This window comes from Dyadobacter endophyticus (genome assembly GCF_014641595.1).
Classification (GTDB): Bacteria; Bacteroidota; Bacteroidia; order Cytophagales; family Spirosomataceae; genus Dyadobacter; species Dyadobacter endophyticus.
Window position 1 is genome coordinate 566,808 of record NZ_BMIA01000003.1, and the last position, 13,121, is coordinate 579,928.

Sequence of the window (13,121 nt, forward strand, 5' to 3'; positions counted from 1 at the left end):
ATTATTTGGCAGTCTGGAAACTAATGGTGAAAGTAGTGCCCAGCCCCAGCTCCGATTGTACCTCGATGCGCCCGTGATGCGCATGAATAATGCTCATGGTCGTTGATAAACCAATACCCATTCCATTGTTTTTACCGGTGAAATAAGGCTCGAAGATCTTGTCCATATGCTCCTCGCTGATTCCCGAGCCATTATCCGCAAACAGGACCTCGATGTGGTCGCTGTGGTTTCGGGTCGTGATCCGCAGCACGCCCTTATCCTCTTCCATGGCCTCGATAGCGTTGGTAATGAGGTTCAGAAATGCCATTTGCAGCGACACGCGGTCGAGCGGGAATGCGAGTTCTCCATCGGCAAACTCGTTCACGATCTGGATCCTTTTGAGCTGCACGCGGTCGAGCGCAGCGCTGATCGCCTGACTGAGCACCGCGTGTACCGAGCTTTCCACCAGCTCAATATCCTCCGACCCAGACGGTTGCAGCAACTGTGTAATAAGGTCGTTGATACGCGTGCAGTTGCGCTTGATGATTTGGGTGTAAAATTTGTGGTCTTCGTCGGCCAGCTCCATTTCCAGCTGCTCGGCCGAGAGGTTCACGTTTGTGAGCGGGTTGCGTACCTCGTGCGCAAGCATACGTACGAGGCGCCCAGTAACTGCCATTTGCTCGGAAAATAATCTTTCTTTTTCCGATTGCTTCCGCGCGGTCATATCATGCAGGCGCCCCTGGATATATGGATGGTTGTCATCTACTTCTACCGAAGCCGAAAACAGGCAGTATTTTTTATCGTTGTCTTTTGCCAGAAGGCGGACCTCGTGGTCGTGAATGGGGTGATCGGCAATCTCTTTCCAGCGCGTCGAGAACAAGGGATCTTCTACCAGCTCGGTGATCTTTTTCTCTTTCAACTGGTCGTCTGAATACCCCGTCAGGATACTCGCCGCTTCATTGAAGTCGATGATATTGCCGTCAAGGTCACTGATAAACAGAAAATCATTCGATTCTTCAAAAACCCGGCGGTAGCGTCGCTCGCTGTGGCGAAGTGCTTTCAAAACGGACGTCCGCTCCAATGCATACCGGATGCTTCGTTCCAGTTTTTCGGCATCCAGCTCGCTTTTGATGAGGTAGTCGGCGGCTCCGAGGCGTAAAGCCTCGACTGCGATCTTGGTATCGCCCTTGCCCGTCAGCAGGATAATCGGCTCCTCGCATTCGAAATTGCACGCAAGCTCGATCAGGTCTATCCCGGTACTTTCGCCGAGCAGGTAATCGAACAGGTAAAGGTCATATTTATTGTTTTTGATCTGCGCCTCCGCGTCCCTGAAAGTGGCGCACCAGGTGATATCGAATTTCCAGTTGACCAGGTCCTGAAAATATTCGCGGGTCAGGAAATAATCATCCTCGTCATCGTCCACCAACAATACCCTGATCAGTCTGTTACTCATTCCGCAATGCTATTCCTCTTTCAGATATCAAATTGTTTCATTTTGTTATAAAGCGTCTTGCGGTCGATGTTCAGCAAACGCGCCGCCTTACTTTTATTGAAATTGACATCCCGCAGCACCTGCATGATCATGTCATATTCTGCCTCATTGGCAACCGTTTTCAGGCTCGGCTTAGTATCATCTCCGTCGGCATTGTCCGACAATTGTGATATTCCGGAACTTGTAGCCGGTGCCGGCTCGTCGTCCAGGTCTTTCAGCCGTTTATAATTAACGATCTCGAACGGCAATGCTTTTTCCTCGATCAGTTCGCCGTCGGAAAGCAGTGTGGCGCGCTTGATCACGTTTTTTAGCTCGCGAAGGTTACCCGGCCACGAGTAGTTGAGAAAATCGTTTTTAACCTCCTCCGAAAATCCTTTCACATTCTTGCCCAACTCCACATTGGTTGTTTCCAGAAACGAACCGGCAAAAAGCATCATATCTTCTCTGCGGTTACGTAATGCGGGGACTTCGATCGTGAACTCGTTGAAACGGTAGTAAAGATCTTCCCTGAACTTGCCGCTACGCGCCGAATCCAGCAGCCGTTCGTTACTTGCGACGAGAATCCGCACATCCAGATCGATCTCTTTCGATCCGCCGATGCGGCGCATTTTGCGCTCCTGCACGACGCGCAGCAACGCAACCTGTATTTCGTAGGAAAGATTGGATACCTCGTCCAGGAACAGCGTACCACCGTTCGCCAACTCGAAATGCCCGATTTTGGTCTGCAATGCACCTGTAAAGGAGCCTTTTTCATGCCCGAACAACTCACTGCCCGCCAATTCTTTGGAAATAGCCCCGCAGTCCATCGCTACAAAAGGCATGTCCTTACGCCTCGACCGGTTATGAATTTCCTGCGCGATCGCCTCTTTTCCGGAACCGCTTTCGCCGTAAATAATCACACTGAAATTGGTAGGAGCTACGAGGTCTACCTGCTTGAAAAGGTTGTCCGAAACCTCGCCATTGCCCATAACATAGCCCGCCTTGGTCCGTAAACTACTCTTGCGGGCTGGTTTGACCGGGTCGGCGGTGCCGTCAGATGACGCCGGGGCAACATATTGCTGATCCTCATTTTCCGATGCTTCGGCATCGGCAATGGCCTTCTTTACAGTAACCAGGATTTCGTCTGGAAACAAGGGTTTGGTAATGTAGTCGTATGCGCCCAGCTTCATCACATTCACCGCAACTTTGATGTCTGAATAACCGGTGATGATCAGTACGGGAACGTTGGGTCTTTTGGATTTAATGGTCGTCAATAACTCGGTACCAGTAATATCACCCAGCCTGAAATCGGTCATGACCAGGTCCGGAGAAATGGATTCTATCAAAGCGAGGCCATCTTTACCGTTCTGGGCTGTTTCAACTATAAAATCATTTTTTGATAAAAAACGCTTCAAAAGGAAGCAAATATCCGCTTCATCATCAACAACAACTATTTTTTTCATGCCTGTTATAAGGGCTTAACTTAGTTTGCTTAAATAGTAACTCTCAACCTCGCGGTGGGTATATTCAACTGCTCGCGGTATTTGGCTACCGTTCTTCTGGCAACAGAATAACCTTTCTCTGCAAGCATATCCGTAATTTGTTGGTCATTATAAGGGTGGCGTTTGTCCTCGTCGATTACAATCTCGCGGATCGCTTCCTGAATCTCCCGGTTCGAAACCTCCGTCCCGTCTTCATTTGTCACACCTTCCGTAAAGAGATCTTTCAATAACACGATCCCGAACGGTGTCTGCACATATTTGTTTGTGGTAACCCTGGATACGGTAGAAATATCCATATCGATGATTTCTGCCACATCTTTCAGGATCATCGGGCGCAATTTCTTGATATCGCCCGTCTGAAAATAATCATATTGGAGCCTTACAATCGCTTTCAGCGTGTTCAGCATTGTATTTTCACGTTGCTTGATGGCATCGATAAACCACTTAGCCGAGTTCATTTTGTTTTTGAGGAACTGGTTGGTGGCCTTATCCTGCTTTTGCTCCGCCATTTGGGTAAATACCTTGTTCAGCTTCAAGGCCGGGCTGTTTCCCCACGTCAGCTGCACTTCGATTTCGCCGTCTTCGGTGTACCAAAGCATAAAATCGGGCTTGATGCTTTCATTGACAATGGAGTCATTCCGCAGGCCCGACGCCGGTTTCGGATTGAGAGTGGTGATTAGCTGGATGGCTTTTTTCAGCGACTCCTCGTCCAGGCCGGTAATCCGCATGATTTTATCGTAATTGCGCGATCCGAGCTCGTCGAATGCATCCGTCACGATCTTATAGGCCCATTTCCAAGTGTCGTTCTGATTTTCCATGCGGTTCAGCTGGATAAACAGGCATTCCCGCAAATCGCTGGCTGCAATTCCCGGCGGATCGAGCTGTTGGATGATTTTCAGCATTGTGTTCACTTCCTCGGTATCGATAAACATGCTGTTAGCAAATGAAATATCGTCCGCAATCACGTCGCTCTCCCTTCTGAGGAACCCATCTTCATCGAGTGAGTCGAGGATGAAGTCGGCGATCAGTTGCTGACGTTCATCCAGTTGCAGAAAGTGTACCTGCTGTTTGAGATCATCTCTGAACGAGATCGTCTCCACCATCGGTCGGGTATATAGTTCGTTGTCCGCCGATTGGTTGTTTGCATACGTTTTATAGTCTGGAATATCATCGTCCCGGAACTCGTCCCAGTCGTAGTAGTCTTGTACAGAATTGTCTTCTCCGCCCGATAAATTGTCTGCGTCATCGAATTCTTCGGGCGCTTCATCCGACGCACTCTCCTCCTTCCCTTCTTCCAGTATAGGATTCTCTTCGAGTTCTTCCTTAATTCTTTGTTCAAGCTCCATTGTAGTCAGGTGCAGTAAATTCAGCATCTGAATTTGCAAGGGAGAGTATTTTAAAGTCTGTCTCTGCGTCTGCGTCTGTCTTTGCATATAGCAACTAAGGGTAAAATTTACATTCTCTTGGTGCTTTAAATTTACGATTCTTTATCCAATCTTGACCCAACAAAGAGGTGCGTTACCGAAGATTGCGTAGTTATTTCCACATACTGAGTATTATAATTCAGAATGTAGAGCGAATCCCCATTTAAAAACGCGCCTGCGGTTACCCCGGCTGACTTTTGCCCGGCTGTCGAACCCGCGGCTTCGGGCGGGGAATCTGAACTCTCCTTCCGCATCCTCCCGTTCTATCTGACTGACAATCAAATATATCGTAACTTTCAAAGGGTTTCCCGCCTCCATTTCCCGATAGTCCCATGTTGATCACGCGGCATGGGGCTTGTCGAAACAACACTATACGAAAAGCAAAACCCTTGCCTACCCCTAAACGTCGGAACCCTCCGGCAAGGAGGGTTCCATATCTGATGCACATGATGTCAGTCAAAGGTTTCCTACCCGATCACGGGGTGGAGCCTGCATACTCGCCGGCTTTTTCAACGGCCTCGTTGGCGTAAGCCTCCCCATCCTTTTTAAGCTGGCCCGCCGCATCTGCTACCTGGTTTTTGCTTTTCTCCAAAGCAGCGATCAGGTCGCCTGCCAGGCTATTCGTTTTCTTTTTAAGTTTCCTGATTGTCTTTCTGCTTTCCTCCGGTGCGAGCAACAAGCCTATTACCGCTCCTGCCACCGCCGCTGTCACCAGCCCTAAAATGATTTTGTTCGTCGACATAACACACTCGGTTTTATTGTGGATCATTTTGTTTCATTCAAAAACGCGGAAAATCTTGTACCAACCAACACCCCTTCCCGCAGCCGCCATATGGCAGGATTATTGCCTAATCCCCCCAAAGGTTAGCTTGTAATCCAACGCTCCACGAATGGCGCCGGAAAATACCTCCACTATCGATGGCTGAAATTATTACTTCTCACACAATGCTATGAAAATTGTTATTATAGAAGATGAACGGGATTTGGGAGTGTTGATGCGCAATTTTCTAATAAGGCAACTGAATATTAAAACACCCGAGGGATTGGTCCTGGTGGTCGCTTCATTATCCGAGGGACTGGATTGCGTCAGGGATCAGAGTCCCGATTGGGTATTCATAGACAACAACTTACCTGATGGAAAAGGCGTGGAGGCAATCAGGCAAATACGCGAGGCCCACCCGGCCAAACGCGCGAAAGTGGTCATGATGAGTGCCATGACTAACCTTAAAGAAGAGGCTTTCCGAAACGGTGCCGACTTTTTCCTCGACAAACCGATAAGCTTTGTAGAAGTCAAGAATATCTTCACAAAACACGCAAACGAACTCTGAGCTTACCAACCACCGGCATCGCTTCCAAATAGTGGAAAAATTTACATCAATTGGGGATTATCTTCGATTGGTCGTGGAAAATATTACTCAAAAAGGCCATTCCGGGCTGTTTAATTACAGTTAACTTCTAAAACAGCACAGGACATTTTGTCCCGGACCGCGCCCTGCTTCCGGGCATCTTTACTTTCTGGCTACGATACCGCGCGTGCTTTTTCTTTTCGGGACTAGTCTTCTTTTTCTCGTAAGGAACGAGTTTTAAATCGTATTCAGGGATAAAATAGTCTTCCTTATACTCAGCTACGGGCAATGGCATATAGTGGCGGCCCGGAAAAGTCAGTACATCGTATTCGTAATCGTAGAGGTAGATGGTTACGAAACCATCGCGGCTGTACTTGATTCCAATATCTGAAAACGGGCTGTCCTCGTCCGCCGAAGCCACCAGCCGCATCATCTCCTTTTGTTTGCCTTTCACCAGAACCGTCATATTGTACTGGAAAACGCGATGCAGCGAGTCGATCTGGATGGCGACGCCGAGGTAATACTTTGCGTCTTTAAGCCGCTCCTGGCCCGCATACATAACTGCCGTATTGTTCAATGCACTTTTGTCCTGGTAAGTCTGGTAACTCAGCTTTGCGTCGTCGAACCGCTCCATATACCGGTACACATTTCCCTGGTTCACGTTATAAAACTTCCGGCCGGGTGCAGCTGCCATCGCGAGCTTGAAATCCTCGAAAGCGCCATTATACCGGGCATTGGCCTCGTTCACCTGGTGCTTCTGGTCGTGCCGGTTACCAATGTAAGCCTGTACGATCCCGTGGTTGTTGTGCAGGAATGGCAGCTCCGGCTTCTCGCGCACAAGACTGTCAAAAACGGCCATCGACTTATCCAGCTGGTCATTTTCCAGCAGTGCGATTCCCCACCCGTTCTGGGCGTTGACATTCGACGGATTGAGCGAAACCGCCTTTTTGAAAACCTGATAACCCTTTTTATACATATCAAAATGCAGCAGCAGGTTTCCGTAGTTACTCCACATAAGGTCGTACCCCTGCTCATACTGGAGTGCTTTGGCCAGATATTGCCCCGCCTCCGAATACCGCTTCTGATCGATCATAATGCCGCTCATCCCCGCCAATGCTTCGTACCGTATCGGGTCGAGCTTGATTGCCTTCTGAAAATCTTCCTGTGCCAGGGCGCTCTTCTTCAGGTAGTATTCCGAAAAAGCCTTGGTCACAAAAAGGTCGGCAAAGAACTTGTTATCCTCGTTCAATGCCTTCTCGCCCTTCTTGAAATCTTTCAGTGCGAGGTCATATTTCTTTTGGCCATAGTTGGCAACTGCCCTTCCGAGGTAAGCTGGCAAATACGTTGAATCTTTTTTGATAACCCTGTCAAAAAGGGTAAATGCAGTCTGGTACTCATGCTTGCTAAGATGGGTATTCGCGATTCCGGATTGCAATGCGGGTGTTTCGCGTTTTAAAGTCGATGCAAGTTTGTAATACCGTTGCGCCTCACCGATCTGGTGCAGCCCGTAGCACGAATGCGCCATTCCCAGGTAAGCATCGCCGCGAAAGGTACGGTCGTCGGTTTCAAGGTATTTTTCAAAAACAGCCTTGGCCATCCCGAACTGGTTGAGCGAAAGCAGCGCATTCGCGTAGCGTATCTGTGCCTTCAGGTGCGTGCGTGCTACCTTCTCGAAATCCTTCACTGCCCGCTTTTCATTGCCGGTGCGCATTAGGATATCGCCGCGTTGCAGCCGGTAAGCCATCTCATCCTTCTGACGAATCGCGGTAGTCAGTTCATCCACGGCTTCCTCCATACGTCCGCTGTACTTATGTACCATCCCGACGTTGAAATTCCATTTTCCGCCGGTGTTTTTCGCCGAATTATCACTCGCGAAGCTGGTCGCTTCCTGATACTTTTTCTGCTTCCCCAGCGCCACCAAAGTATTCAGCGTCGCCTCCGAACCACCGGGCGAATCGGCAAAGTCGTTGCGTGCAGCATCGAATTTGCCCGATAGCAACGCAAAAAGTCCACGGTTATAATGCATATGCGGGTCACCCTCGGCGAGATCGAGCGCTTCCATGATGTGCAATGCCTTTTGGTAATTCCCTGAAAGCGCGAGGATCACGGCCTCGTTGTTCATGCGCTGAACCGAATCCGAAGGTTGGAAGGCCAGCTTGTGGTAGGCCGCATAGGCTACCTGCAAATTGCGGACGCCACGCTGGTATTCCTCGCCGCGCAATAATGCAGGATTATTCTCTTCGAATGATTTATTAAAAAGGGGTAGAAGTTCTTTTACAAATCGTTGGCACTCACTAAAATCCTGGGCTGAGAGCTGCCGAGGTGCTAACACCATCAACATCAGCAACATACCTGTCATCACAAGTAAGTGAATTTTCTGTACCATAGGGGGTGCTTAATGGCTCAAAAGCTACTAACCTACAAGTATTCTCGGAAAATTACAATTATTGCTTAGACCGTTTGATAAATTATCAGTAAAATATAACTTTTTAAATAAATAAGATCATTCTAAGTAAACTGCCGTTGATTAGAGTTGCACGGAAGCGAGCGCATCGATAAATATCTTCTTATCGTTAACCAAAACAGTGAGCGCACTTTCCGAAGCATTTTCAATTGAAATCGATTGCTTTGACACCGTTACTTTCAGCAAAACGCTCCTGAACCCGATCCGGAAAGAATATCCTTCCCATTGCTCAGGAATGTAAGGTTTAAACGATAGCAAGCCGTCTTTCACGCGCTGCCCAGCAAAGCCTTTTACAACGCTCATCCAGGTACCGGCCATCGAAGTAATATGCAGTCCGTCCTCGGTGTCGTTATTGTAATCGTCCAAATCCAGGCGGGCTGTCCGGAGGTACATTTCATACGCTTTTTCACGCATGCCCAGCCCGGCTGCGAGGATCGAGTGCACGCACGGCGACAACGACGACTCGTGCACGGTCATCGGTTCATAGAATTCGAAATTCCGGCGGATGGTCGCCTCGTCGAATTCATGCTCGAAGAAGTAAAGACCCTGCAAAACATCGGCTTGCTTGATGAAGCACGAGCGCAATATCCTGTCCCACGACCACCGTTGGTTAATAGGCCGCTGCTCGGCAATGTCGGCTACGGTGAGCAGTTCCTTGTCGAGGAAACCCTGCTGCTGCAAATACACCTGCCTGTTTTCATCAAATGGGTAATGCATATTATCCACAATATGCTTCCAATCAGCCAGTTCCGTATTAAGTTGCAGATTCGTTTTGAAAATAACCTCGTTCAATTTCCGGGAATCTTCCTTCCACAGCTTATCGATCACTTCCAGCGTGTAGCGAAGCGTCCAGCAGGCGATGTAGTTGGTATACCAGTTGTTGTTGACATTATTTTCATATTCATTCGGTCCGGTCACGCCCAGCATCACATATTGCCCCTTTTCTTCCGACCAGTTGATCCGCTGCTTCCAGAACCGGGAAATGCCGATGAGTACTTCAAGACCCTGGTCGGTTGCGTAGCTTTCGTCACCCGTGTAGCGGGCATAGTCGTAGATCGCGTAAGCAATGGCGCCGTTGCGGTGAATTTCTTCAAAAGTAATTTCCCACTCATTATGGCATTCTTCGCCGTTCATGGTCACCATCGGATAAAGCGCGGCGCCATCGGAAAAACCGAGTTTCGCTGCATTCTCGATGGCTTTTTGCAAATGTTTGTAACGGTAAACGAGCAGATTGCGCGCTACTTTATCGTCGGCCGTCGAGAGGTAGAACGGAATGCAATAGGCCTCCGTGTCCCAGTAGGTACTCCCGCCGTATTTCTCCCCGGTAAAGCCTTTTGGCCCGATGTTCAGGCGCTCGTCCTCGCCGGTGTAGGTTTGCCCCAAATGAAAGATATTGAACCGGATACCCTGCTGCGCGGCCACGTCGCCGTCAATAGTAATATCGTTTTTCTCCCACTTGCCTGCCCACGCCTGTACCTGCTCCGCGTACATGCGGTCGAACCCCTTTTCCGCAATGCGGGCGACGTAGGCTTTGGCTTTGGAAATGAGCTCCTCGTGCGGGTAGTTGGCCGACGAGAGGTTTACGGCATATTTATAAATGGTAATCTCCTGCCCTTCCCGCACTTCAACCTGGGCGGTACCGGCTACATATTTATCCCTGGAAGCCGTTTGCACGGTTGCCGCTGCCTGCATTCCATTCAGTTTTATATCAAACTTCATCCCGGTCGCAACGCGGAACTGCTCTACCTGATAGGGGTTGCTTTTTGTTTCAAGCACCAGGTATCCTTCCGGGCCGTACGCCTCATGCGCGATGCCGTTCCAGAACGATTCATCGTAGTTGGAATCACGATTACGGATATTGCCGTCCAGGAATGGGGTAATGGTGAAATGATCGGTAAAATTGAGCGGTACCATGCTGTAACTGATGGCGCCGGCCTCGTCGTCGGCCATGCTGCAAAATCGCCTGGAATGAATGCGCAGCTTTCTGCCGCCGGTGAGTGTAACAGTTGCAGTGCGCTCAAGGACACCTTCCTTCATATTCAGCACACGGCGAAACTCGTCGATTTGGCAGGTATTCAAGTCGAGCAGCTCGCCACCGACGCGGATTTCAATGCCCGTCCAATTGCAGGCGTTGAGTACTTTGGCGAAATAGTTGGGATAGCCGTTCTTCCACCAGCCAACCCGTGTTTTATCAGGAAAATAAACACCCGCAACATAATTCCCAAGCAGTGTTTTACCTGAATATCCTTCCTCAAAATTGCCCCGCTGGCCCATCCGGCCATTGCCAAGGCTCATGAGGCTTTCGGTGATTTCGTTGTGTTCGGGGTGAAAACCTTCTTCTACGATGCACCATTCATCGTGTGTAATATAGTTCTTCATATTTTTTCCAATTGGGGCAGACCAAAATTTTCAAAACCGGGGATCACAATATCGGCTTCGGTCAGTACCGACGCTTCCCCTATGCCTACCGCCAACATTCCGGCGGCCTTTGCCGACTCGATACCAGCCACCGCATCCTCGAATACCGCGCAATGCGCGGGCGTTACATTTAAATCGGCCGCGCCCATGAGGAATACCTGAGGGTCGGGTTTGCCTTTTGTAATGCGGTTACCATCTACGATCGTATCGAAGTAATGCAGCATATCAATCCTTTCCAGAATGACCTTCGCATTCTTGCTCGCTGAGCCCAGGCCACTTGGAATACCGTTCTGTTTCAGTTCGTCGAGGAAACGGCGCACGCCGGGCAATGCGTCGTCGGGCGTCATTTGCATGCAAAGGTCGAGGTAACGGGCATTCTTGTCAGCAGCTCTGCGAAGTTTCTCTTCTTCCGATAGGTGAACACCTCCGATAGACAGCACTATTTCCAGCGATTCCATCCGGCTGATGCCTTTAAGTCGTTCATTTTCTTCGCGAGTAAGGTCGAAACCGAGATCCTGCGCCATTTCGCGCCAGGCGATGTAATGGAATTGTGCAGTGTCAACGATCACCCCGTCGAGATCAAAAAGGCAAGCTTGTATTGAGGGCATATCATTTCAAATTTAATATCTTGCAAAATAGTAAAAAATAGCAATTTGCTGCGCCAAGGCCGAAATACAGGCCTTCCGGCCTCGCCGGGCCGTAGCTAACGCTTTCTTGTAACATTCACAAAACCGAAAGAGATGTCCGCCGTTAACAAGGATAAATTCATTATATACCAGCTATTTACACGCCTGTTCGGCAACCGGGAAACGACCAACAAGCTTTACGGAACGATCGAAGAAAACGGATGCGGAAAATTCAACGATATCGACGATACCGCCCTGGCCGCATTGAAGGCGTTTGGCGTTACGCATCTTTGGTATACCGGCGTGCTCGAACATGCCACCCTGACGGATTACTCGCAATTCGGCATTAATGCCGATCATCCGTTGATCGTGAAAGGCATCGCAGGTTCACCATATGCCGTGAAAGATTATTATGATGTGGGTCCCGATCTGGCCGTGGATGTACCTAACCGGATGCAGGAGTTTGAAAATCTCGTCGCCCGCACCCATGCGCACGATCTCAAGGTGATCATTGATTTTATCCCAAACCACGTTGCGCGGCAATATCACTCGGATGTGCGCCCCGAGGGCATCAGGGACTTTGGTGAGGACGACGATAATACCGTTACTTTCAATCCTGCCAACAACTTTTATTACATTCCGAACCACGACTTCATCGTACCGGAAGGGCACAAGCCGCCGCTCCCGGTAACATCACCCTACCACGAGCGACCCGCGAAAGCGACCGGTAACGACGTTTTTCAGGCCCAGCCAAGTCAGTTCGACTGGTACGAGACGGTCAAACTGAACTACGGCGTCGATTACCTCGACGGCCGGTCCCGCCATTTCGCCCCTCTTCCTTCGACCTGGCTCAAAATGCGGGACATACTCATTTACTGGACTAGAAAAGGGGTAGACGGCTTCCGGTGCGATATGGCCGAAATGGTGCCGGTCGAGTTCTGGGGCTGGGTGATCCCGGAAGTAAAAAAGGAGAATCCTACGGTCATTTTTATCGCGGAAATCTATAATCCGTTTGAATACCGCAATTATATCAATATCGGCAAGTTTGATTACCTGTATGATAAAGTAGGGTTGTACAACTCGCTGCGGCGTATCATCGAAGGCCACGGCAGCGCCGAGGACATTACGCGCATCTGGCAGCAAGAGTCGGGGGATTTCAGCGAGCATATGCTTCGGTTTCTCGAAAATCACGACGAGCAGCGCATCGCTTCCCGCTATTTTGCGGGCAATCCGTGGACGGCTTTGCCTGCCATGGTCCTGAGCGCCACTTTGCATACCGGCCCGCTCATGGTCTATTTCGGACAAGAACTGGGCGTGGACCCTACCCAGCAAGAGGGCTTTCAGGGCGAAGACGGCCGGACTACCATTTTCGATTACTGGGGCGTACCCGAATTTCAGAAATGGGTCAACGGCGGCAACTTCAACGAGGAACTCCTCACCACCGAGCAGAGGACGCTGCGTAAATTTTACAGCGACCTCAATGCATTTGTCCTGAAAAATGAAGCGGTATATGCTGGCGCATTTTATGATTTGCAATATGTGAATGTCGACGGCCAGTCGTTCAACTACGACAAGACGATCATTTACAGCTATTTGCGACACACCCCCGATCAGAAATTATTGTTTGTATACAATTTTCACGAGTCGCGGACCGTAGAGACTTTCATTAAGGTACCGCAGGATGTCTGGACGGATGTGTTGAAACTGGGCAATACCGGATCTTATAAATTGAAACCCGTATTTCCGCCTGAAGTGGCTCAGGTACAGTTACCAACGGCCGACATTACCTCTACCGGCGTGCACATCGAGCTTCCCCCGATCTCGGCATTTGCTTTCGAAATTGTGCCGAAGTAGTGGGTTCTTCGCCCAGCCGGCCATTGGAAAAGGAGCT

Annotated in this window: 9 protein-coding genes; 2 read left to right on the top strand and 7 right to left on the bottom strand. The window is 49.6% G+C overall.

The window, feature by feature from the left end:
• Position 1: 1 nt before the first annotated feature.
• The 4 genes from IEY24_RS22040 to IEY24_RS22055 form a co-directional block, all read right to left on the bottom strand.
• Positions 2-1,432 carry a hybrid sensor histidine kinase/response regulator gene (locus IEY24_RS22040; protein WP_188936079.1) on the bottom strand — a complete coding sequence of 477 codons (1,431 nt, stop codon included), beginning with the start codon at positions 1,430-1,432 and terminating at the stop codon, positions 2-4.
• Between the two features lie 20 nt (positions 1,433-1,452).
• A complete protein-coding gene (locus IEY24_RS22045) occupies positions 1,453-2,913 on the bottom strand; it encodes a sigma-54-dependent transcriptional regulator (protein WP_188936081.1) in 1,461 nt (486 codons plus the stop codon).
• Between the two features lie 29 nt (positions 2,914-2,942).
• Positions 2,943-4,385 carry an RNA polymerase factor sigma-54 gene (gene rpoN / locus IEY24_RS22050; RefSeq protein WP_188936083.1) on the bottom strand — a complete coding sequence of 481 codons (1,443 nt, stop codon included), beginning with the start codon at positions 4,383-4,385 and terminating at the stop codon, positions 2,943-2,945.
• Between the two features lie 466 nt (positions 4,386-4,851).
• Positions 4,852-5,118, bottom strand: a complete 267-nt coding sequence (locus tag IEY24_RS22055; protein ID WP_188936085.1) for a YtxH domain-containing protein — start codon at positions 5,116-5,118, stop codon at positions 4,852-4,854.
• A gap of 208 nt (positions 5,119-5,326) precedes the next feature.
• Here IEY24_RS22055 and IEY24_RS22060 point away from each other — a divergent pair, with 208 nt between their 5' ends.
• Positions 5,327-5,704, top strand: a complete 378-nt coding sequence (locus tag IEY24_RS22060; RefSeq protein ID WP_188936087.1) for a response regulator — start codon at positions 5,327-5,329, stop codon at positions 5,702-5,704.
• A 127-nt stretch (positions 5,705-5,831) separates the two neighbouring features.
• Here IEY24_RS22060 and IEY24_RS22065 read toward each other — a convergent pair whose 3' ends face one another.
• The 3 genes from IEY24_RS22065 to pgmB all read right to left on the bottom strand — a co-directional run bounded on the left by IEY24_RS22065 (position 5,832) and on the right by pgmB (position 11,212).
• On the bottom strand, positions 5,832-8,108 hold the full coding sequence (locus IEY24_RS22065; RefSeq protein ID WP_188936089.1) for a tetratricopeptide repeat protein: 2,277 nt from the start codon (positions 8,106-8,108) through the stop codon (positions 5,832-5,834).
• 141 nt (positions 8,109-8,249) lie between these two features.
• Positions 8,250-10,565 (bottom strand): glycoside hydrolase family 65 protein, encoded by a 2,316-nt coding sequence (locus IEY24_RS22070; RefSeq protein WP_188936091.1) that lies wholly within the window; start codon positions 10,563-10,565, stop codon positions 8,250-8,252.
• On the bottom strand, positions 10,562-11,212 hold the full coding sequence (gene pgmB, locus IEY24_RS22075) for a beta-phosphoglucomutase (RefSeq protein WP_188936093.1): 651 nt from the start codon (positions 11,210-11,212) through the stop codon (positions 10,562-10,564). The genes IEY24_RS22070 and pgmB overlap by 4 nt, the downstream gene beginning before the upstream one ends.
• Positions 11,213-11,344: 132 nt before the next feature.
• Between pgmB and IEY24_RS22080 the strand changes: the two genes are divergently transcribed.
• Positions 11,345-13,084 carry an alpha-amylase family glycosyl hydrolase gene (locus IEY24_RS22080; protein WP_188936095.1) on the top strand — a complete coding sequence of 580 codons (1,740 nt, stop codon included), beginning with the start codon at positions 11,345-11,347 and terminating at the stop codon, positions 13,082-13,084.
• Positions 13,085-13,121 lie beyond the last annotated feature (37 nt).

Excerpts from the sequence above, each read along its gene's own strand:
- IEY24_RS22070 (WP_188936091.1), bottom strand. The coding sequence starts at position 10,565 with ATGAAGAACTATATTACACACGATGAATGGTGCATCGTAGAAGAAGGT.
- IEY24_RS22045 (WP_188936081.1), bottom strand. The coding sequence starts at position 2,913 with ATGAAAAAAATAGTTGTTGTTGATGATGAAGCGGATATTTGCTTCCTT.
- pgmB (WP_188936093.1), bottom strand. The coding sequence starts at position 11,212 with ATGCCCTCAATACAAGCTTGCCTTTTTGATCTCGACGGGGTGATCGTT.
- IEY24_RS22080 (WP_188936095.1), top strand. The coding sequence starts at position 11,345 with ATGTCCGCCGTTAACAAGGATAAATTCATTATATACCAGCTATTTACA.
- IEY24_RS22065 (WP_188936089.1), bottom strand. The coding sequence starts at position 8,108 with ATGGTACAGAAAATTCACTTACTTGTGATGACAGGTATGTTGCTGATG.
- rpoN (WP_188936083.1), bottom strand. The coding sequence starts at position 4,385 with ATGCAAAGACAGACGCAGACGCAGAGACAGACTTTAAAATACTCTCCC.
- IEY24_RS22055 (WP_188936085.1), bottom strand. The coding sequence starts at position 5,118 with ATGTCGACGAACAAAATCATTTTAGGGCTGGTGACAGCGGCGGTGGCA.
- IEY24_RS22040 (WP_188936079.1), bottom strand. The coding sequence starts at position 1,432 with ATGAGTAACAGACTGATCAGGGTATTGTTGGTGGACGATGACGAGGAT.
- IEY24_RS22060 (WP_188936087.1), top strand. The coding sequence starts at position 5,327 with ATGAAAATTGTTATTATAGAAGATGAACGGGATTTGGGAGTGTTGATG.